Source organism: Bradyrhizobium sp. 6(2017) (assembly GCF_011058295.2).
Lineage (GTDB): Bacteria > Pseudomonadota > Alphaproteobacteria > Rhizobiales > Xanthobacteraceae > Bradyrhizobium > Bradyrhizobium septentrionale.
This window is the reverse complement of record NZ_CP049289.2, coordinates 4,634,893-4,655,427: the sequence shown is the minus strand read 5'-3', so window position 1 is coordinate 4,655,427 and position 20,535 is coordinate 4,634,893. Positions and strand designations below refer to the sequence as shown.

At 65.7% G+C, this 20,535-nt stretch carries 15 protein-coding genes; 11 read left to right on the top strand and 4 right to left on the bottom strand.

Features of this window, described 5'->3' with window-relative positions; genetic code table 11:
- Positions 1-207: 207 nt before the first annotated feature.
- The 4 genes from G6P99_RS21610 (at position 208) to G6P99_RS21595 (ending at position 4,584) form a co-directional block, all read left to right on the top strand.
- On the top strand, positions 208-1,965 hold the full coding sequence (locus G6P99_RS21610; protein WP_035977236.1) for a L,D-transpeptidase family protein: 1,758 nt from the start codon (positions 208-210) through the stop codon (positions 1,963-1,965).
- Between the two features lie 175 nt (positions 1,966-2,140).
- Entirely contained in the window at positions 2,141-2,710 is a 570-nt protein-coding gene (locus tag G6P99_RS21605) for a glutathione peroxidase (protein WP_165123394.1), read from the top strand.
- A 162-nt stretch (positions 2,711-2,872) separates the two neighbouring features.
- Complete coding sequence (locus tag G6P99_RS21600; RefSeq protein WP_029082267.1) at positions 2,873-3,901, top strand: polysaccharide deacetylase family protein; 1,029 nt, start codon at positions 2,873-2,875, stop codon at positions 3,899-3,901.
- Positions 3,902-4,011: 110 nt separating this feature from the next.
- Complete coding sequence (locus tag G6P99_RS21595) at positions 4,012-4,584, top strand: dihydrofolate reductase (protein ID WP_029082268.1); 573 nt, start codon at positions 4,012-4,014, stop codon at positions 4,582-4,584.
- Between the two features lie 89 nt (positions 4,585-4,673).
- Here the strand turns inward: G6P99_RS21595 and G6P99_RS21590 are convergent, their stop codons facing one another.
- Together G6P99_RS21590 and G6P99_RS21585 are read right to left on the bottom strand one after the other, a co-directional pair.
- A complete protein-coding gene (locus G6P99_RS21590; protein WP_029082269.1) occupies positions 4,674-5,126 on the bottom strand; it encodes a DoxX family protein in 453 nt (150 codons plus the stop codon).
- Between the two features lie 87 nt (positions 5,127-5,213).
- Complete coding sequence (locus G6P99_RS21585) at positions 5,214-7,523, bottom strand: NADP-dependent malic enzyme (protein WP_029082270.1); 2,310 nt, start codon at positions 7,521-7,523, stop codon at positions 5,214-5,216.
- 222 nt (positions 7,524-7,745) lie between these two features.
- On the opposite strand from G6P99_RS21585, the gene G6P99_RS21580 reads away from it, so the two are divergent.
- Positions 7,746-9,758, top strand: a complete 2,013-nt coding sequence (locus tag G6P99_RS21580) for a hypothetical protein (protein ID WP_029082271.1) — start codon at positions 7,746-7,748, stop codon at positions 9,756-9,758.
- A gap of 152 nt (positions 9,759-9,910) precedes the next feature.
- Here the strand turns inward: G6P99_RS21580 and aspS are convergent, their stop codons facing one another.
- Positions 9,911-11,686, bottom strand: coding sequence for an aspartate--tRNA ligase (aspS, locus tag G6P99_RS21575; protein ID WP_029082272.1), 1,776 nt, complete (start codon positions 11,684-11,686; stop codon positions 9,911-9,913).
- A gap of 196 nt (positions 11,687-11,882) precedes the next feature.
- Here aspS and G6P99_RS21570 point away from each other — a divergent pair, with 196 nt between their 5' ends.
- Entirely contained in the window at positions 11,883-13,355 is a 1,473-nt protein-coding gene (locus G6P99_RS21570; protein WP_029082273.1) for a protein adenylyltransferase SelO, read from the top strand.
- A 7-nt stretch (positions 13,356-13,362) separates the two neighbouring features.
- Here G6P99_RS21570 and G6P99_RS21565 read toward each other — a convergent pair whose 3' ends face one another.
- Positions 13,363-14,352 carry a zinc-dependent alcohol dehydrogenase family protein gene (locus tag G6P99_RS21565; RefSeq protein ID WP_029082274.1) on the bottom strand — a complete coding sequence of 330 codons (990 nt, stop codon included), beginning with the start codon at positions 14,350-14,352 and terminating at the stop codon, positions 13,363-13,365.
- Positions 14,353-14,472: 120 nt separating this feature from the next.
- Between G6P99_RS21565 and G6P99_RS21560 the strand changes: the two genes are divergently transcribed.
- From G6P99_RS21560 to G6P99_RS21540, 5 genes are all read left to right on the top strand, one after another.
- Complete coding sequence (locus G6P99_RS21560; RefSeq protein ID WP_165128951.1) at positions 14,473-15,342, top strand: LysR family transcriptional regulator; 870 nt, start codon at positions 14,473-14,475, stop codon at positions 15,340-15,342.
- 350 nt (positions 15,343-15,692) lie between these two features.
- A complete protein-coding gene (locus G6P99_RS21555) occupies positions 15,693-16,085 on the top strand; it encodes a VOC family protein (RefSeq protein WP_029082276.1) in 393 nt (130 codons plus the stop codon).
- Between the two features lie 149 nt (positions 16,086-16,234).
- On the top strand, positions 16,235-17,539 hold the full coding sequence (locus G6P99_RS21550; RefSeq protein ID WP_165123392.1) for an SLC13 family permease: 1,305 nt from the start codon (positions 16,235-16,237) through the stop codon (positions 17,537-17,539).
- Positions 17,540-17,655: 116 nt separating this feature from the next.
- On the top strand, positions 17,656-18,864 hold the full coding sequence (chrA, locus tag G6P99_RS21545) for a chromate efflux transporter (protein WP_165128949.1): 1,209 nt from the start codon (positions 17,656-17,658) through the stop codon (positions 18,862-18,864).
- Positions 18,865-18,952: 88 nt separating this feature from the next.
- A complete protein-coding gene (locus tag G6P99_RS21540) occupies positions 18,953-20,107 on the top strand; it encodes an acyltransferase family protein (protein ID WP_246709596.1) in 1,155 nt (384 codons plus the stop codon).
- The last annotated feature ends 428 nt before the right edge of the window (positions 20,108-20,535 follow it).

Genomic DNA, 20,535 nt, shown 5'->3' with positions numbered 1-20,535 from the left:
GTGGGTCCCGCCTATGTAGTGCGCAAACGCCGCACAGGAAGGCGCTGACGGCTCGGTGATCAGGCTGGGCGTTTAACCTCTTGTGAGGCTTTTTTGCTACGCTTTTGGCGAAAAATACGCGCCTCACGGAAGGGTTAATCGCATACGCTGGTGAACGCGTTCCACGTCTGCGACAACCAAGGAATAGTTTGGACTGGGATTCGGAATATGCACGGAACGGGACGGCGGATTTCGATTTTTGATTCTGCCAATAGGCGGTTCTGGCAGTTTGCAGTTTTGACTGCAGCCGGCACCGTCGCCGCCTCCTCACAGGCCGATGCTGCGCTGTTCTACTGGAACAGTGATTCCGGCTACTACGGTGATTACCAGCCGATGCCGCGGCCGGCCCGGCCGAAGCCGAAGCGCAATCTGACCAAGAAAAATCCGGCGCTCGAGAAGGAGGCTGGCGCCAAGCCGCAGGGCCCCCTGATCATCTCGGTCTCGGTCGACCAGCAGCGCGTCAGCGTCTACGACGCCAACGGCCTCTATGCCGAGAGCCCGGTGTCGACGGGCATGAAGGGGCACTCGACCCCGATGGGTGTCTTCAGCGTCATCCAGAAGCAGAAGTACCACCAGTCCAACATCTATAGCGGCGCACCGATGCCGTACATGCAGCGCATCACCTGGTCGGGCATCGCCATGCACGCCGGTGTGCTGCCCGGCTATCCGGCCTCGCATGGCTGCATCCGCATGCCGATGTCGTTTGCGGTCAAGATGTACGGCTGGACGCGAATGGGCGCCCGCGTGTTCGTCACGCCGGGCACGATCACGCCGGAGAACTTCTCGCATCCGCTGCTGGTGACGCAGAAGATCACGCCGCAGCAGCCGGTTGCCGACGAGATCCTGAAGATGGATGCGCCGCTCGGCGTCAAGACCGACAAGGGCGCCGACAAGCAGTCCGGTCTCGATTTGCGCACCAGCGTCGGCCACGCCGCCTTGCCCGCTTCGCTGCGCGACAACACCCACACCGCCGACGCCACCGATGCGATGCCGGCGGCGAGCGCGTCGGTGACGATGTCCGACGCGTCCTCCTCGGCGACACGGGACGCGATCGCCGACAAGCTTGCAGCCGACAAGCCCGAGACGGTCCAAGCTGAGACCGCGACCGACCAGCCGGCCGAGACCAATTCCGCTCCCGACGACAAGACGGTCGGCGAAACCACCGGCAGCACCGACAAGCCGAAGACCGAGGTCTCCGCGAACGACCCGGTGAAGGCCGAAGGCAAAGCTGACGAGCCGAAAGCGGACGCCGCCAAGCCCGGCATTGCCGAGGCACCCAAGACCGATACGAAGACCGATGCGCCTAAGGCTGATGCCGCCAGGGACGCGAGCAAGGACGCTGCCAAGGCGGTGGATGCAGTCAAGCCGGCTGACAAGCCCGCCGAGCCGGCAACCGCGGCCGACGCGCCCGATGCCAAGAAGGACGCTGCCAAGGATACGGCACGGCTGCCGGGCGTCGCCAGGATCGACGTGTCGAAGCGCGCCGGCCAGATCGCGGTGTTCATCAGCCGCAAGGATTCCAAGCTCTATGTGCGGCAGAACTTTGCGCCGCTGTTCGACGTGCCGGTGACGATCGCCGCGAGCGACCGGCCGCTTGGCACGCATGTCTTCACCGCGGAAGCCGACAAGACGGATACCAACCTGCTGCGCTGGTCGGTGGTCACGCTGCCGACCCGCAATGCCGCCCGTATCGATGCCGAGGAGCATGTCTCGCATCGCCGCAAGGTGGCCGTGCCGGTCGAGGCCAAGCCGCAGCCGGCGACGAATACCCCCGCCGAGGCACTCGACCGCATCTCGATTCCATCAGACGTGATGGCCCGGATCAGCGAAGCGCTCGGCACCGGCGGCTCGATCATCGTCTCCGACCTCGGCGTCAACCAGGGTGAGACCGGCGAAGGCACCGACTTCATCCTGCCGCTGCGCTAAGCTTTCGGGCTGTACCTCTCCAACCCTCTTCCGGAGAGCGAAAATCACCTTCCGTCATGGCCGGGCTTGTCCCGGCCATGACGGCTAAGATGTTCTCTTCCGTAACACCTTGTTGAATGCCTGAGCCTGCGCTCTGGATTATGATGTCAGGCACATCCGATCCGGGGACATCATCATGATCGACCGCCGAACACTGATCGTGACGGCCTTGGCCGCGGCCGCAGGATCGCGTGCGCTGCATGCGGAGCAGCCCGCAATGAGCCGGATCACGGCCTACGCCTTTTCATTCCCCGCACTCTCGGGCGGCGATATCAGCCTTGCCGACTATGCCGGCCATCCCCTGATGATCGTGAACACGGCCTCGCTCTGTGGCTTCACGCCGCAATATGCCGGCCTGCAGCAATTGTGGAGCGAATTCCGCGAGCGCGGCTTCGTGATCATCGGCGTGCCCTCGAATGATTTCGGCGGCCAGGAGCCCGGCGGCCCGACCGAGATCGCCGAGGCCGCGCAGCATCAATACGGCGTCACCTTCCCGATCGCAGCGAAAGCGGTGGTCCGCGGCGCGAGCGCGCATCCTTTCTACCGCTGGGCGGCCGAGGCGCGGCCGAAGGACGTGCCGCGCTGGAATTTCCACAAATACCTGATTGGCCGCGACGGCTATATCGCCGACGTCTTCCCTGAGTCGGTCACACCCGACGACACCCGCATCAAGACCGCAATCGCACGAGCGCTGGCGGCAGCCTGAAAGGCCCCGATAATCCCCGGAATTAACTGGGATATTGAGCACGCGCCCGCCCACCTTCATTGCCTTGGCGTCGCGACTGCGACTAGGGTACGATCGGTTGGGAGTGAAGCGGTCCGGGTGCGGCAACGGCGGCACGGGAGCGCGATCAGCAGGGAACACGCCATGCGCATTGCGGCAGGTCTGATTTTCGCAGGGACCGTATCGTTGCTCGCGTCGAGCGCAGCTTGGTCGCAGACGCCGCCCGCCAAGGGCGCTGCGGCAGCGCCGGCCAAGGGCGCCGCCACAGCGCCGGCGGCAGCACCAGCGGCCGCAGCGCCAGCGCCCGCCGCCGCGGCACCTGCGCCCGCCACCGCAAACGCCGCACCAGTGCCGCCGAAGCAACCGCCGCAGCCGGCGCGCGCTGCCTGCAACAATCCGAACGCGCTCGGCGTCGGCCGCACCGTCGAGATCGACACCACCGGCGGGCCCGGCTTCGGCTTCGAGCATTTCAAGCAGCTCGACTTCCTGCGCGACCATGAAGTGGTGCTGACCTTCGACGACGGTCCGTGGCCGGCCAACACGCCCGCGGTGTTGAAGGCGCTCGCGGATGAATGCACCACGGGCATCTTCTTCCCGATCGGCAAGCACGCCACCTATCACCCTGAAATCCTGCGTCAGGTCTATGCCGCCGGCCACACGGTCGGCGCGCACACCTGGTCGCACGCCAATCTGAACAACAAGAAGCTGACCGAGGATCAGAAGAAGGACGAGATCGAGCGCGGCTACGCCGCGGTCAAATGGGCGCTCGAGGTTTCACCCTCGCCGTTCTTCCGCTTCCCGGCGCTGCAGCATCCGCCGGAGATGGTGACCTATCTCGGCAACCGCAACATCGCGATCTTCTCCTGCGACCTCGACTCCTTCGACTTCAAGTCGAGCAAGCCGCAGCAGGTGATCGACACGGTGATGAAGAAGCTGAACAAGCTCGGCAAGGGCATCATCCTGATGCACGACTTCCAGAAGCACACCGCGGAGGCGCTGCCCGCGCTGCTGCAGCAGCTCAAGGCCGGCGGTTACAAGGTGGTGGCGATGCGCGCCAAATTCCCGGTGACGGTGCTGCCGCAATACGAGCAGGAGCTCGCCAAGGACGTCAAGCTGCCGACCGTGAGCTCGCGGCCGGTGAACAGCGTCGTCACCACGGTCGACCAGCAATAGCGCGCGCGACAGTTCTAGAGCGTTTTCGAGCGAAGTGGGTACCGGTTCGCGTGAAGAAAACGCGTCAAAACAACAATCCAGAGCCCCGTTCCGATTCGATCGGAGCGGAAATGGCTCTGGTTTCCGGGTTGCGTATCGAAGGGTTCGTCATCGTCTCCGCCGATGGCCGGCTGGCGAATGCGCACAATGTGATGCCCGACGATCTCAAGATCGAGGGCGACAAGCGGTTCTTCACCGCGGCTCTCGACCGCGCCGACCTCGTCGTGCATGGCCGTCACTCCCAGGAAGAGCAGCCGAACGCGCCGAAGCGGCGCCGCCTGATCCTGACCGGCAAGGTCGCGGCCACCGCGCCCGATCCGGACAATCCGAAGGCCCTGTTGTGGAATCCGGCCGGCTGCCCGTTCGAGGCGGCGAGCCGCGAAGCCGGCGTGACATCGGGCATGGTTGCCATCATCGGCGGCCCCGGCGTGTTCGGCATGTTCATGGACCGCTACGACACGTTCTGGCTGTCGGTCGCGCCAAGGGTGCGCATCCCCGAGGGCGAGCCGTGCTTTCCGGGCGTCCCTGCCCGCACCCCGCAGCAGGTGCTTGCTGCGCACGGGCTTCGCGCCGACGCGCCGCAACTGATCGATGCCGCGCAGGATGTCAGCGTGACGCCGTGGCGGCGTGAGCTGCCCCCGTAGGATGGGTGGAGCGCAGCGATACCCATCGATCTCTCAGCACAAAGGTGATGGGTTTCGCTGCGCTCTACCCATCCTACTGTGATCGCGCCCTACACGTCCCCATACGCCGGCTCATCGCGGCGCGGGCCGCGACCGTAGCCGGCGATGATGAACAATGCGCCGATCAGCGACAGGTTCTTCAGCGCCTCCATCAGGGTCTTGCCGTTGTCGGGCGCCGCCTGATTCCAGAAATCGTGGAAGTAGAAGGTCGCAAAGCAGACGAAGATGATCAAAAGGATCGCGAAGAACCGCGTCAGCACGTTCACCGCGATCATCAACCCGGCGATGATCTCGAAGGCGCCGATCGTGATCGCCAGGAGCTGCATGAACGGCATGCTAGCGAAGGTTTCGATCTGCTGCGTATAGGGCGCGATCACGGCGGGAACGGTCACCTTGGCCGTGAGCACGTCCGCAGTCACCTGGATGCCGAAGAGCTTGGTCGCCCCCGAATACAGGAACAGCACGGCGAACAGAACGCGCCCGAAGGTGATCAACGCTGGCATGGGTCGGCCTCACTGGATGGCAGAATCGGACGAAGCAGGCGGAGCGATTATGGTCGCTCCACCTGCTTCGATCAAATCGAATCGGTCTCAGCCAAAGAGCGTCGGCTGCGCGCGGCCAGCGCGCTCCTGGGCTTCGACGGCGGCAACCGCCGTCATGTTGAGAATGCCGCGCGCCGTCACACCGGGGGTGAGGATGTGCGCCGGGCGCGCCGGACCGATCAGGATCGGCCCCACCGGCAGCGCGTTGGCCAGCGATTTGATCATCTGGTAGGCGATGTTGGCGGCGTCGAGGTTCGGCATGATCAGGATGTTGGCCTCGCCTTCCAGCCGCGATTGCGGCAGCACGAGCTTGCGCGCCACCGCCGACAGCGCTGTGTCGCCCTGCATTTCGCCGTCGGCCTCGATCTCCGGATGCTTGTCCTTCAGGAGCTGGGTGGCCCGCCGCATCTTGCGCGAAGAGTCCGTATCATAGCTGCCGAAGTCGGAATGTGACACGAAGGCGACCCTCGGCTTGAAGGCGAAGCGCTGAACGTGAATCGCCGCGAGCGACGCCACTTCGGCGAGCTCCTCCGCACTCGGGTTCGGCCGCACCTGGGTATCGGCGAGGAAATGCGCGCCGGTGGAGGTGATCATCAGCGCCAGCGCGGCATAGTCGCTGACCCCCGGCAGGAAGCCGATGATCTCGCGAACATGGCGCAGATGGCTCATGTAGCGGCCCTCGACGCCGCACAGCATCGCATCGGCCTCGCCGCGCGACACCGCGAGCGCCGCGATGACCGTGTTGTTGGTGCGAACCACGGTCCGCGCGCCCTCAGGCGTCACCCCGCGCCGGCCGGCGACGTCGATATAGGACTGCACGTAGGAACGGTAGCGCGGATCGTCCTCGGGATTGACCAGGTCGAAATCGCGGCCGGCCTTGATCGACAGGCCGAAGCGCTTGATCCTGGTCTCGACCACCGATGGACGGCCGACCAGGATCGGCCGCGCCAGCTTCTCCTCAAGCACCACCTGAGTCGCGCGCAGCACGCGCTCATCCTCGCCTTCAGCGTAGATCACGCGCACCGGCTGGGTCTTGGCCTTGGCAAACACCGGCTTCATGGTGAGGCCGGAGCGGAACGAGAAGCGCTCGAGATTGGCGGCGTATTCGTCGAAATTGGTGATCGGTCGTGTCGCGACGCCGGACTCGATCGCGGCCTTGGCCACGGCCGGCGCGATGCGCAGGATTAGGCGCGGATCGAACGGGCTCGGGATCAGCGAGCCCGGGCCGAACCCTTGCGTCTCGCCGGTCTCGAAGCCATGGGCCACCGCATCCGACGGCGGATCGCGCGCGAGCTGCGCGATCGCATCCACCGCGGCGTGCTTCATCGCCTCGTTGATCGCGGTGGCGCCGACGTCGAGCGCGCCGCGGAAGATGAAGGGGAAGCAGAGCACGTTGTTGACCTGGTTCGGATAGTCCGACCGTCCGGTGCAGATCATCGCATCCGGTCGCGCCGCCCGCGCCTCTTCCGGCATGATCTCGGGCACCGGATTGGCGAGCGCCATCACCAGCGGCCCATCCCCCATCTGCTTGACCATCTCCGGCTTCAGCACGCCCGGCGCCGAAAGCCCGATGAAGATGTCCGCGCCCGGAATCACGTCCGCCAGCACGCGCGCGTCGGTCTTCTGGACATAGACCGCCTTCCAGCGATCCATCGTGGTGTTGCGGCCTTCATAGACCACGCCGTCGATGTCGCAGACCCAGATGTTCTTGCGCTGCGCCCCCATCGAGACCAGCAGGTTGAGCGTCGCGATCGCCGCCGCGCCGGCACCTGAGCAAACGATCTTGACGTCGGGCAGCTTCTTGCCGTTCAGCAGCAGCGCGTTGACGATCGCGGCTGCGACGATGATGGCGGTGCCATGCTGGTCGTCGTGGAACACCGGGATCTTCATGCGCTCCTTGAGCTGCGTCTCGATCTCGAAACACTCCGGCCCGCGGATGTCCTCCAGATTGATGCCGCCGAAGGTCGGCTCCAGCGCCGCCACGGTCTCGACCACGCGCTCGATCGTGTCGGCCTTGATCTCGATATCGAACACGTCGATGCCGGCGAATTTCTTGAACAGCACCGCCTTGCCTTCCATGACGGGCTTGGAGGCCAGCGGACCGATATTGCCGAGACCGAGCACGGCCGTGCCGTTCGAGACCACAGCCACCAGATTGGCGCGGGCGGTCAGCGTCGCCGCCTCGGCGGGGTTCTTGGCGATCTCGGTGCAGGCGGCGGCCACGCCCGGCGAATAGGCCAGCGCCAGGTCGCGCTGGTTGGCAAGCGGCTTGATCGCCTGGATCTCGAGCTTGCCCGGCCGCGGCAGCCGGTGATAGGCGAGCGCCGCGTTATGGAGTTCTTCAGACGATGACGACATGCGTGCTCCCCGCGTTTCCGGCCCAAATTTCTTGTTTCTGTGCTAATCCAGGCGAAAGTCAGTTGTCCGGCAAACCGAGCCGGATGTGAAGCATGTCCAGCCGCTTGGATGCAACATCCGATCATATCCCCGTCAACAGGCCCGGGCGGGCCCGTTCAGTGATGCTGCACCTTCTGGCCGCGGATTGGCAATTTTTTTCCTTGATGATCCGGAGTTGACCGAATGAAGAAAATTCTGCTCGGCCTGATCGCTGTCATTGTCATTGCGGTCGGCGGCTTCTTCGGCTTCGACCTCTATGCCCAGCGCCGGGTCACGCGCGAGGTCGAGGCCGCCTTCGAGCAGGTCCGCGTCACCGGCGCCAAGGCGAGCCACGGCAAGATCGCCTTCGACGTCAAGAGCCGCACCTTGACGATTGCAGACATCGCCACCGAGACGGGAGCGCAATCTCCGGTCAGCGTCAAGATTGCCAGCCTCACGATGACAGGCCTCGGTCAAACGGACGCGGCACGGGTCTCCGCCGACAAGCTTGAGTTCAGCGATGTCGAGATTGGCGTGGCGGCGCCGAGCCCGACGATCGACTCCCTGACCTACAAGGCGCCGCGGATCACGGTGAAGGACTATTCCGCTCCCGCCGGCCTGCCCCAGCTTCCGGCCTCGTCGTCCATCGTCGAGTTGTACCGGTTCGCGTTCGCCCAGCTCGCGAGCATCAATGCGTCGTCGGTGACCGCGCCCAACTTGACCGGAACGCTGACCTTCAGCGCCGCAGCACATGCCGGCGACGGCGCCGGCGGCACATTCGACTATTCGGGCCTTGCCATCGAAAACATGAAGGACGGAAAGATCGCGTCGAGCAAGACCGACAAGGTTGCGTTCAGGATCAATTCGCTGGCGGCAGGCAAGCCGGTCAAGATGACCGGCGACCTCGCCAATATCGCCGCGACCGATATCGACGTCGGTGCGATGGCGGCGATGTTCGATCCGGCCAAGGCCAATGACGACCGGGACTATCGGGTTCAGGGCCACGTTTCGGTCGGTCCCTATGTGATCACCGTGACGCCTGATGCCGTCGCCGCCACGCCCGGCCTGAACATGCGGATCGAGGGCGTCACCGTCGACGACGTCAGGATCAATCCGTCGCGGATGCAGCTGCCGGCGCTGCTGGCGATGATCCCGCCGCCGGGCAGCGCGCCGCCGTCTCCGGCCCAGGCGCGCGAACTGCTTGAGAAGGTCGCGGGCCTCTATTCGGGTGCCGGCATCGGAAATGCCGAGATGCGTGGGCTGTCGTTTGAGACGCCGCAGGGGCCGCTCAAGCTGTCTTCGGTGCGATTCAATTTCGAACACGGCAAGATCGGCGAGCTTGCCGTCGAGGGGCTTGATGGGCGCGCACCGCAGGGCCCCTTCAAGGTCGGACGCTTCGCGCTGAAGTCGCTCGATGTCGCCAACTTCATGCGGCTGTCGGCGCAGTTCTCCGTCGAGAAGCCGTCGGCGGAACAGGCGCTGGCGCTATTTCCGCTGCTCGAGGGCGTCGAGCTCAAGGGCGTCGCGACGCCGTACAAATCCACCGGCAAGCCGGTCAACATCGATGTGTTCAGCCTCGACTGGGGTCAGTTCGTCGGATCGATCCCGAGCAGACTGCGCCTGGTCGCGAAGTTAGCCGCACCGGTCGATGCCACCGACCCGCGGCAGCAGCCGCTGATCGCGGCCGGGATCGACCGGATGGCCGTCGACGCCGATCTCGGCGCTGTCTGGACCGAGGCGTCGCGCTCGTTCGCGCTCGAGCCGGTCAAGTTCGACATGGCGGGGCTCGTGAAGGCGTCGGCGAAGGTCTCGCTCGGCAACGTGCCGCGCGAGGCATTTTCGGCGAACGCAGCCGAGGCGATGGGCGCGGCAGCGCAGATCGAGGCCAGCGCGATCGAGCTCACCGTCCATGACCTCGGCGTCATCGATCTCGCGGTCGCGCAGTACGCGCGCAGCCAGAATGTCGGCCGCGACGCCGCGCGCAGCGCCATCCTCGAGAGCATCAAGGCGCAAGGCGATGCGATCGGCGGCAGCAATCCCGACGCCACTGCCCTCATCACCGCCATCAGCCGGTTCATCGAGACGCCGGGGCAGACGCTGGTCGTCAAGCTGACGCCGCGCGCCAAAGCGCCGGCGCTTCAGCTGATGCAACTGCTCAAGATCGATCCGCCATCGGCGCTGGCGCAATTCCGGATCGAGGCCTCGACCGGGCTGTGACGCTTCTCTCTCTCCCCGTTCTTACGGGGAGAGGGCTGGGGTGAGGGGCTGCCTCCACAAATTCGGAAGATGAGTTGCGCGGAGGGATGCCCCCTCCCCGGCGCTGCGCGCCGACCTCTCCCCGCAAGCGCGGGGCGAGGTGACTTCAAAGGCTAGCCCTTGGCCGGCAGGTTGGTGCGGATGTGCAGCTCCTTGAGCTGCTTGGGCGTTGCTTCCGACGGCGCGCCCATCAGCAAATCCATGGCCTGCTGATTCATCGGGAACAGCGAGATCTCGCGCAGATTGTTGGTGCCGCAGAGCAGCATCACAATGCGGTCGAGACCGGCCGCCATGCCGCCATGCGGCGGCGCGCCGTACTGGAACGCACGGTACATGCCGCCGAAGCGGTCGATGACCTCCTGCTCGCCATAGCCCGCGATCTCGAACGCCTTCACCATCGCTTCCGGCTTGTGGTTGCGGATGCCGCCGGAGGCGATCTCGTAGCCGTTGCAGGCGATGTCGTACTGGAACGCCTTGATGGTCAGCGGGTCCTGCGACGTCAGCGCGTCGAGGCCGCCCTGCGGCATCGAGAACGGGTTGTGCGAGAAGTCGACCTTCTTGTTCTCCTCGTCATACTCGTACATCGGGAAGTCGACGATCCAGGCGAGCTCGAAGCGGTCCTTGTCGATCTGATTCAGCTCCTCGCCGAGTTTTGTGCGCGCGAGACCGGCGAACTTCCAGAACTTCTCGGGATCGCCGGCGACGAAGAACGCCGCGTCGCCCTCCTTGAGGCCGAGCTGGTCGCGGATCGCAGCGGTGCGTTCCGGGCCGATGTTGTTCGCCAAGGGACCTGCGCCCTCGCCGCCCTCGCGCCACATGATGTAGCCGAGGCCAGGCTGGCCCTCGCCCTGCGCCCACGAGTTCATGCGGTCGCAGAAGGCGCGTGAGCCGCCGCCGGTGCCCGGGATCGCCCAGACCTGGTTCTTCGGGTCTTCCAGCATCCGCGCGAACACCTTGAAGCCGGAGCCGCGGAAGTGCTCGGAGACTTCCTGCATCACGATCTTGTTGCGCAGGTCGGGCTTGTCGGAGCCGTATTTGCGCACGGCTTCCGCAAACGGAATCCGCGGCCAGTTCTTGGTGACCGGCTTGCCCTTGGCAAAATCTTCGAACACGCCGGTGATCACAGGCTCCATCGCCGCGAACACGTCGTCCTGTTCGACAAAACTCATCTCGACGTCGAGCTGGTAGAACTCGCCCGGCAGGCGGTCGGCGCGCGGGTCCTCGTCGCGGAAGCACGGCGCGATCTGGAAGTAACGGTCGAAGCCCGACATCATCAACAGCTGCTTGTACTGCTGCGGCGCCTGCGGCAGCGCGTAGAACTTGCCGGGATGGATCCGCGACGGCACCAGGAAGTCGCGCGCGCCTTCCGGCGAGGACGCCGTCAGGATCGGGGTCTGGAATTCGAAGAAGCCCTGCTCCTTCATCCGCTTGCGCATGGAATCGACCACCGCGCCGCGAGTCATGATGTTCTGGTGCAGCTTCTCGCGACGCAGGTCGAGGAAGCGGTACTTCAGCCTGATGTCCTCAGGATATTCCTGCTCTCCGAACACCGGCAGCGGCAGCTCGGCCGCCGGGCCCAGCACCTCGATCTCCTTGATGTAGACCTCGATCATGCCGGTCGGCAGTTCCGGATTGTCGGTGCCGGCGGGACGGTGGCGCACCTTGCCGTCGATCCGAACCACCCACTCCGAGCGGAACTTCTCGACCTCGGCGAATGCCGGCGAGTCCGGATCGGCCACGCACTGGGTGATGCCGTAATGGTCGCGCAAATCGACGAACAGCACGCCGCCATGGTCTCGGACACGATGGACCCAGCCTGACAGCCTGGCCGTCTGGTCGATATCGCTCTCTCGGAGCGCGCCGCATGTGTGTGACCGGTAGCGATGCATATTCGTTCCAAAACTGATGTCGGAGGGTCGAATCGCGACAGGGCCAAAATGCCCTATCCGAAGTTGCGGAGGGTTTACCCGACGGGGCCGGGTGCGGCAACCAATGGAACGGCCGGTTTTCGGGGCAAACGGAAGATTTTCCTGACCGGAGCCGCCAATCGTTTGCCTATTCGGCCCGCAGGCCTATCTTCCCGACATGACCATCCATTTCCCGTTCCAGAACACCTATTCGGCGCTGCCGGCGAACTTTTTCGCCCGCGTCGCGCCGACCCCGGTGGCCGCCCCCCGGCTGATCAGGCTGAACCGGCCGCTCGCGCTCCAGCTCGGGCTGGATCCGGACCTGCTCTCGACCCCGGAGGGCACCGAAATCCTCGCCGGCAAGCGCCTGCCTGACGGCGCCGACCCGATCGCGATGGCCTATGCGGGCCACCAGTTCGGGCACTTTGTTCCCCAGCTCGGCGACGGTCGCGCCATCCTGCTCGGCGAGGTCATCGACCGGGACGGCGTCCGCCGCGACATCCAGCTCAAGGGAAGTGGCCCGACCCCGTTTTCCCGCCGCGGCGACGGCCGCGCCGCGCTCGGCCCCGTGCTGCGCGAATACATCGTCAGCGAGGCGATGTTCGCATTGGGCATTCCGACCACCCGTTCGCTTGCCGCCGTCGTCACCGGCGAACCCGTGATGCGCGAGACCGCGCTGCCGGGCGCCGTGCTGACCCGCGTCGCCTCGAGCCACATCCGCGTCGGCACCTTCCAGTTCTTCGCCGCCCGCGGCGACACCGACGGCGTGCGGGCGCTGGCCGACCATGTCATCGCCAGGCACTATCCCGAGCTGAAGGGTACCGATCAGCCCTACCACGCGCTGCTCGCCGGCGTCGTCGCGCGACAGGCCGCGCTGGTCGCGCGATGGCTCTTGGTCGGCTTCATCCACGGCGTGATGAACACCGACAACACGTCGATCTCGGGCGAGACCATCGACTACGGCCCCTGCGCCTTCCTCGACGCCTACAACCCGGCGCAGGTGTTCTCCTCGATCGACGAGATGGGCCGCTACGCCTACGCCAACCAGCCGCGCATCGCTTTGTGGAATCTGACTCGGCTCGCCGAATGCCTGCTGCCGCTGTTCGCCGACGACCAGGAGAAGGCGATCGAACAGGCGCAAGTGATCCTCGGCGACTTCCCGGAAAAATTCACCGCGGCCTATCAGGCCGGGCTGCGTGCCAAGGTCGGCCTCTTCACCGCGCGCGACGGCGACGAGGCGCTGATCCAGGACCTGCTCGACGCGATGGCAAAGAACGGTGCTGACTTCACGCTGACCTTCCGCCATCTCGGCGAGGCGGCAAACGATGACGCCGCCGACGTCCGCGCGCAGTTCCTCGAGCCCACAGCGTTCGACGAATGGGCCCCCCGCTGGCGCGCCCGCCTCGCGCTGGAACAGCAGACGCCGGCGGAGCGCAAGGCCGCGATGCGCGCCGTCAACCCGGCCTTCATCCCGCGCAACCACCGCATCGAAGCGGTGATCCAGGCCGCCGTCACCAACGACGACTACGCGCCGTTCGAGGAGCTGCTGACGGTGCTGGCGAAGCCGTTCGAGGACCAACCACAGTTCGCGGCCTACGCCGATCCGCCGCTCCCCGAGCAGCGCGTGACGCAGACGTTCTGCGGGACGTGAGGCGCCCTCACACCGTCACGACGATCTTGCCGAACTGCACGTTTGACTCCAGGTACCGATGCGCCTCGACGATCTCCTCGAACGGAAACGTCCTGGCGATGATCGGCTTCAACGCACCGTCGGCAAGCCCATCGAGGGTGAACGCCTTCGCCGCCGCCAGCCGCGCCGGATCGCGGACGATCTCGTGCACGCGGTAGCCGCGCAGGATCAGGCTCTTGCTCAGCACGGTGAACAGCGGAAATGGCGTCGGTTCCGGACTGAGCCCGCCATACTCGATGAGGATGCCGCCGTGTGCCATCGCTGATGTCAGCGGCATGAAGGCGGGGCCACCGACCGCATCGAGCACCACACGAACACGGTTCGGCCCCGCGATGTCCTCGAGCCGCAACTGCAAATCCTCCTCCGCCGCGGCAATGACGTGGGCAGCGCCCGCCTCAAGCAGCGCCTGCTTCTTGATGGAGGTCCGCGTCACCGCGATCGGGATCGCGCCAATACGATTGGCGATCTGGATCGCCGCGAGCCCGACGCTGCTCGAGGCCGCGGTGATCACGACGAACTCCGCACGGGCGAGCCTCGCAACATCGATCAAGGCGCCATATGCCGTGAAGTACTGCATCCACACTGCGGCCGCCGTCTCGAACGCCAGCGCCGGCGGATGCTTGACGACCAGTTCGGCCGGGAACGTCGCGAGTTCGCCATAGGCCGGCCACCGCGCCATCGAGATCGGCGGCACAATGCTGACGGCATCCCCGGGCGCGAACCCACCGGCGCCCTCGCCGATCGCCTCGACGATGCCGGCGGCTTCGAGGCCGAGGCCGGATGGCAGCGTCGGCGTCTCGATATAGGTGCCCGTGCGCATTAAGGCCTCGGCGCGGTTCAGTCCGAGCGCCTTGATCCGGATCTGGATCTCGCCGCGCGCAGGTGGCGCGATCGCCACATCCTCGATCCGCAGCACCTCGGGACCACCATGTTGATGGAAACGAACGACGCGAGCCATTGGCAACACTCCAAAACAGTTGAATCGAATGAGCTATGCCAAGGCAAATTCAGTAGATAAATCATCCCGCAGACTAAGCAGTCAAAACTGGGGGTTTCGAATGATGACCGCTTGACCAGCATGGCCGTCTTTCTCAAGGCGGTCGATCTCGGCTCCTTCGCCGCCGCCGCCGAGGCGCTTGAGATGTCTGGTCCGATGGTCGGCAAGCATGTCCGCTTCCTCGAACAGCGGCTCGGCGTCCGCCTGATCCACCGCACCACGCGACGTCAGAGCCTGACCGAGTTCGGGCACGTCTATTACGAGCGTTGCCGCGCGGTGCTTGCCGAAGCGGACGCGGCCGACGCGCTCGCTTCCGATCAACTGTCCGAACCACGCGGACGGCTGCGGGTGACGATGCCGGCGCTGCTCGGCCGCATTTGCGTCGTCCCCACGTTGCTCAAGCTGGCGCAGAAATATCCTGCGCTGGAGCTCGATCTCGCGTTCGGCGATCCGGTCGCGGATCTGATGGAGGGCGGCTACGACCTTGCGATCAGGACCGGCGAGCTCAACGAGCAATCCGGCGTAATCGCGCGCCAGCGCATGGTGGTGTGCGGCTCGCGCGCGTATTTGAAGGCCCACGGCAAACCCCGCGCGCTCGACGAACTCGACCAGCACCAGGCGATCGTCTATCGCCGCTCCGGGGGCGTTCGCCCGTGGCTGTTCCCGCGCGACGGTCAGCCGCCGCGCGAAGTCTGGCCGGCCGGCCGGCTCAGGCTCGACGATCTCGAAGCGATCGCCGACGCTGCGGCCCGCGGCATGGGGCTGGCGTGGCTGCCCTCCTGGCTCGTGCGCGAACGCCTCGACAGCGGCGCGCTGGTCCGCGTTCTCGGCATCGAAGGAGAATTTCCCTACGACTGCCACGCGCTCTGGCTGCCGACGCCGCGACTGCCGCTCAAAGTCCGGCTTGCCGTGGACGCACTCGCAGCCGCGCTGCCGAAGCTCGTGGCGTAGCGCGATCGCCTTGTTCCCGCGGCACCTCGTGAGCGTTAACTCACCCTCCACCATGCAAGGAGGCCGGCCGCGGTAACCATAAGGCTTAACAGCGCGTCAACGCTCCCCCAACAAGTCTAACTGTTTCTAATGGGGGAGAACGGCCCGTGGACGCATTTGCATTTGAATTTATGGGATTGGCGATGATCGCGCTCTGCCTTGTCGTGCTGGCGATGCCGGCGGCACGCCGGCCGTCGAAGAACATGCGTTACGAGTGAGCCGCCCGACGCGGCGCGCGGCGGGCCAAGCGGATCGACGTGTGGTAAACGGGCGCCCCGCCCGGCCGTCGTCGTCAATGGAGGAGATCGTTCATGTTGGACCACGTCTCCATCACCGTATCCAACATCCGCGTTGCCGAGCCCTTTTACGACGCCGTGATGGCGGCGCTCGCCGTCACCAAGATGAGCAGTGGTGAGGCGTGGATCAGCTACGGCGAGCGCTGTGACGCAGATCATCCAGACCTGACCTATTTGCTGATCCGCCCAGGACCTGTGCCCGAAGCAGCATACGGGCGGCATTGGTGCTTCAAGGCGCAACTCAGGGAGCAGGTTGACACCTTTTGGCGTGCCGGGCTTGCGGCAGGCGGATCGGACGACGGCGCGCCGGGTCTTCGGCCCGAATATCATCCACACTATTACGGAGCGTTTCTACGCGACCCGGACGGCAACCGTATCGAAGCCGTCTGCCATCGGCGTTCCGCGTAAAGCCGCATCGGCCTCCACATTGACTCCACGCCGCGCGCCGCTCGTCCCACCGTCCCGACACCTCAGCCTTGCCTGACCGCGGCCGCACAGCCGCCTTCCGCGGTGCTATGGTCGCACCGTCCCGCCGTCGCGCCATTTGATTCCCTGCCATGACCGAGACCGCCTCCTCGCTGATCCATCCCGGCTGGTTTGCCGCGATCGCCATCCTGTTGTGGGCCACCAGCCTGCTGCCGGAATTCCTCACCGCGCTGCTGTTCTTCGCCGCGGTCGCGGTGTTTCGCGCTGCGCCGCCGGACGTGCTGTTCTCCGGCTTCCAGTCGGAAGCGTTCTGGCTGGTGCTCGGCGGCTTCGTGATCGGCAGCGCGATCCGCAAGGTCGGGCTCGCTGACCGGATCGCGCGCGCCCTTGCCGGACATCTCACCGGGTCCTGGCTCCGGATGGTCGCCGGCGTCATTGTGCTGACCTATGCGCTGGCCTTCGTGATGCCCTCGAACATGGGCCGCATCGCGCTGTTGATGCCGATCATCCTGGCGCTGGCCGATCGCGCCGGCCTCGCGGAGGGATCGCCGGGCCGCTACGCGCTCGCGCTCGCGGTGGGTTTTGGTACCTATCAGCTCTCGGCGTCGATCCTGCCGGCGAATGTGCCGAACCTGATCATGACCGGCGCCGCCGAGCGGGCCTATGGCGTGCGTTTCGACTACATGTCGTATCTCGTGCTGCACGCGCCCGTGATCGGCATCCTCAAGGGCATCGTGCTGATCGGCTGTCTGGTGTGGCTGTTTCCGGCATCGCCCAAGCCGATCGAGAGCAGCACCGAGACGACACCCATGAGCGCGGCGGAATGGCGGCTCTCGATCATCCTGCTTGCCACGCTCGCGTTCTGGATGACGGATAGCCTGCACGGCATCCGCCCGGCATGGGTCGGGCTCGTCTCCGCATGCCTCTGCCTGCTGCCGCGCGTGGGTTTCCTCAACGGCGAGGAATTCGCCGCCGGCGTCAACGTCCGCACCTGCATCTATCTCGGCGGCATCCTCGGGCTTGCTGCAGTCGTCGCCTGGTCCGGGCTCGGCACTGCGATCGGCGATCTCATCATTCCGCATCTGCCACTCGATCCGGCGCGGCCGGCGGCGGATTTCGCATCGATGATCGGGCTTGCCAGCCTGCTGAACTTCGTCGTCACCGCCAACGGCGTCCCCGCGGTGTTCACGCCGCTGGCCTCCTCGCTCGCCGCGCACACCGGCTTGAGCCTTCCGACCGTGCTGATGTCGCAGGTCTTCGCCTATGCGACGCCGCTGTTGCCGTATCAGGCGGCCCCGATCGTCGTCGCCGCCGGCATGGCGCGCGTGCCGACCAGCGCAGCGGTCAAGATGTGCCTCCTCGTCGGCCTGATCTCGTTCGTCGTGCTCGCGCCGCTCTATCTCGTCTGGTTCAGGTTGCTCGGCTGGATCGGCTGAGCGGCGTCGCAAGAAATATCGCGCTCGGGCGTCACCAAAGGGCGATATCCTTCGCTGATGAGTCCACTTTCATGTGACGCAAGTCCGGGAATTGACGACACTTGAACGACACCGATATGCAGCAATCCAGCACACCGCCCTCAACTGCGCGCACCGGCCATTCGCCGCTCGAGGTGCTGCTCATTTTCCTCAAGCTCGGCGTCAGCTGCTTCGGCGGCCCGATCGCCCATATCGGCTATTTCCGCGACGAGTTCGTCACCCGCAGGCGCTGGCTTGACGAGCAGGCCTATGCGGATCTGGTCGCGCTCTGCCAGTTCCTGCCGGGCCCTGCGAGCAGCCAGGTCGGCTTTTCGCTCGGCCTGATGCGATCAGGCTACCTCGGCGCGCTGGCGGCCTGGACCGGCTTCACGCTGCCGTCAGCGATTGAGCTGGTGCTGTTTGCCTTCGGCGCCAGTGGATTGAGCGGCCCGGCCGGCGCAGGCCTGGTGCATGGCCTGAAGCTCGTCGCGGTTGCGATCGTGGCGCAAGCCGTCTGGGGCATGGCGCGGTCGCTCTGTCCCGACCGCGAGCGCGCCTCGATTGCGACAGCGGCGGCACTGATGATCCTCGCGAGCGCTTCATCGATCGCGCAGATCGGCGCCATCATTCTCGGCGCCGTCGCCGGGTTCTGGCTCTGCCGGGCACAACCGGCCGACGGCGTCACGCATATCACGATGCCGGTGTCACGCGGGGTTGGCGTGGGCGCATTGATCCTGTTCCTGGCGCTGCTCGCCGGCTTGCCACTGCTGGCCCGGGCATGGCCGGGCCTCGGCCTGTTCGAGGCCTTCTACCGCTCCGGCGCGCTGGTGTTCGGCGGCGGCCACGTCGTGCTGCCGCTTCTGCGCGAAGCCGTGGTGACGCCGGGCTGGATCGGCGACGATGCGTTCCTGACCGGTTACGGCGCCGCGCAGGCCGTGCCGGGCCCGCTGTTCACCTTCGCGGCCTATCTCGGCACCGTGATCGGCGGCGTGCCGGGCGCGATCGTCGGCCTCGTCGGCATCTTCCTGCCGGGAATTCTCGTCCTGCTCGCGGCGCTGCCGTTCTGGGACGGCTTCCGCAAGCGCCCGGCTGCGCAGGCGATGATGCGCGGCGTCAACGCCGCCGTGGTCGGCATCCTCGGTGCGGCACTCTACGATCCGGTCTGGACCAGCAGCGTGCACCGTCCGCTCGATTTCGGCATCGCACTGGCGGGCTTCGTGCTGCTCACGGCATGGCGCGCCCCGCCGCTGCTCGTGGTCGTCCTCTGTGCGGCAGCCGGCATCGCGGCCGGGCTCCTGCAATCGTGAACAGCCGGGCTGGCCTCAGCCCCGGCCGGATTAAGGACGCCTTCATGCCTCGCCGCCAGAATGCCGGGCCTGTTCCCCGGAGCGGCTGATGCCGGACGTTCAAGAGCAACCGGGCCCGACCAGGGTTCCGATACTCGACCTGCTGCGGCTCGCCGCGGTCGGGGCCGTGATCCTGTATCATTACGGCTTCTGGGGTCCCGCATCGCACGGCGTTCAGCAGGTCGCGATGCCGTATCTCGCGACGGTCGCGCAGTATGGATTCCTCGGCGTCCCCGTGTTCTTCGCGATCAGCGGCTTCGTCATTGCCTATTCGGCCGAAGGCCGCACGCCGGTCGGCTTCGCGATCGCCCGCTTCAGCCGCATCTATCCGACCTTCGTCATCTGCATGACGCTGACCTTCCTCGCGACGCTGCTGGTGGGCCATGCCTGGTTCCACGTAACGTGGGGGCAATGGCTGGCAAACCTGTTCATTGCGGCACCGATGTTCGGCCAGCCTTATATGGACGACGCCTACTGGTCGCTGGTGATCGAGGTCGTGTTCTACGTCTGGGTCGCGCTGTTCCTGGCCTGGGGCATCTTCCCGCGGCGGATCGACACGATCATCGTGGCATGGATCGCCATCACCTTCGTCAACGAACTGACCCTCGACATTCCCCTGTTCGAGAAACTCTTCATGGCCGACGACAGCGGCTTCTTCGCCGTCGGGCTCCTGATCTATGAACATTACCGGGGACGGCGCGACACCAGGCTCTACAGCCTGCTGACGCTGGCGATGGGAACGGCGACGTTCCAGGCCGTGCACAAGCTGGAACGGCTCGGCGTCCACACCCATGGCAGCTTCGATCCCATGGTCGTCACGGCCATCTGCATCGTCTCGCTCGGCATCGTGTTCGCCGCCACCCGCATCAAGTCGGTGCCGCTGCCGGCTGGCCTCGTCAGCGCCGTGGGCGGCATCACCTATCCGCTCTATCTGCTGCATCTGCAGCTCGGTTACGTGACCCTGCTTGCGATCACGCCCACGCCGGATGCGCTTTCGACCGCGCTCGTTCTCACGGCCGTCGTCGTGCTGGCGTGGTTTGTCTGGCGCTTCCTCGAAGCTCCCGCGCATGGTCTCGTCAGGGACAAACTCACGCTGCTGGCCTCGCGGCACGGATGGCCCTCGCGCATTCGCGCGCGGGAGGCCCGGATCGATCGGGACCGCATCACCGCGCAGGTCGAGGCCGGCGGGATCGCCAATCACTGAGTTGCCCGACGGCGCAAGCCCCTTATGCAAAAATATTTCCGTTTATCGGAACACCCAACTCGGTGTATGGTTCGCCCGTCTCACCCGATCGAGGGGCGCTTCGCGGTCGTCACGAACGTGGGTCGAGATGCGGTGGACGCGGAGTGCGCAGTCGACGAATGCGCATGAGGCGGACGGTGAAGTCGTGTGGTCCTGACGCCCTAGCGGCAGGTGTCTTTTCGAATTGCGCGATGCGCGTTGCGAAGACGGTGACAAGCAAGCCCAGTCTCGCCGGGGAGAGCACGAAGTAAGCCGTAGCCCATCGCGCAGGGAAAGCCGGGTTGTTTCCGGTTACACCTGTGGTCCAACCCGTGCTTTCTACCTTTTGCACGGGGCCCATGGGTGCGATCGGCACCCGGCTTTCCCTGCGCCCTCTGATCAAGGAGAGG

What these genes read in the sequence shown, in the direction of transcription:
- G6P99_RS21600 (WP_029082267.1), top strand. Translation starts at nt 2,873, where the DNA reads ATGCGCATTGCGGCAGGTCTGATTTTCGCAGGGACCGTATCGTTGCTC.
- G6P99_RS21555 (WP_029082276.1), top strand. Translation starts at nt 15,693, where the DNA reads ATGTTGGACCACGTCTCCATCACCGTATCCAACATCCGCGTTGCCGAG.
- G6P99_RS21595 (WP_029082268.1), top strand. Translation starts at nt 4,012, where the DNA reads ATGGCTCTGGTTTCCGGGTTGCGTATCGAAGGGTTCGTCATCGTCTCC.
- G6P99_RS21570 (WP_029082273.1), top strand. Translation starts at nt 11,883, where the DNA reads ATGACCATCCATTTCCCGTTCCAGAACACCTATTCGGCGCTGCCGGCG.
- G6P99_RS21550 (WP_165123392.1), top strand. Translation starts at nt 16,235, where the DNA reads ATGACCGAGACCGCCTCCTCGCTGATCCATCCCGGCTGGTTTGCCGCG.
- G6P99_RS21590 (WP_029082269.1), bottom strand. Translation starts at nt 5,126, where the DNA reads ATGCCAGCGTTGATCACCTTCGGGCGCGTTCTGTTCGCCGTGCTGTTC.
- G6P99_RS21610 (WP_035977236.1), top strand. Translation starts at nt 208, where the DNA reads ATGCACGGAACGGGACGGCGGATTTCGATTTTTGATTCTGCCAATAGG.
- G6P99_RS21605 (WP_165123394.1), top strand. Translation starts at nt 2,141, where the DNA reads ATGATCGACCGCCGAACACTGATCGTGACGGCCTTGGCCGCGGCCGCA.
- G6P99_RS21585 (WP_029082270.1), bottom strand. Translation starts at nt 7,523, where the DNA reads ATGTCGTCATCGTCTGAAGAACTCCATAACGCGGCGCTCGCCTATCAC.
- G6P99_RS21540 (WP_246709596.1), top strand. Translation starts at nt 18,953, where the DNA reads ATGCCGGACGTTCAAGAGCAACCGGGCCCGACCAGGGTTCCGATACTC.
- G6P99_RS21580 (WP_029082271.1), top strand. Translation starts at nt 7,746, where the DNA reads ATGAAGAAAATTCTGCTCGGCCTGATCGCTGTCATTGTCATTGCGGTC.
- chrA (WP_165128949.1), top strand. Translation starts at nt 17,656, where the DNA reads ATGCAGCAATCCAGCACACCGCCCTCAACTGCGCGCACCGGCCATTCG.
- aspS (WP_029082272.1), bottom strand. Translation starts at nt 11,686, where the DNA reads ATGCATCGCTACCGGTCACACACATGCGGCGCGCTCCGAGAGAGCGAT.
- G6P99_RS21565 (WP_029082274.1), bottom strand. Translation starts at nt 14,352, where the DNA reads ATGGCTCGCGTCGTTCGTTTCCATCAACATGGTGGTCCCGAGGTGCTG.
- G6P99_RS21560 (WP_165128951.1), top strand. Translation starts at nt 14,473, where the DNA reads ATGGCCGTCTTTCTCAAGGCGGTCGATCTCGGCTCCTTCGCCGCCGCC.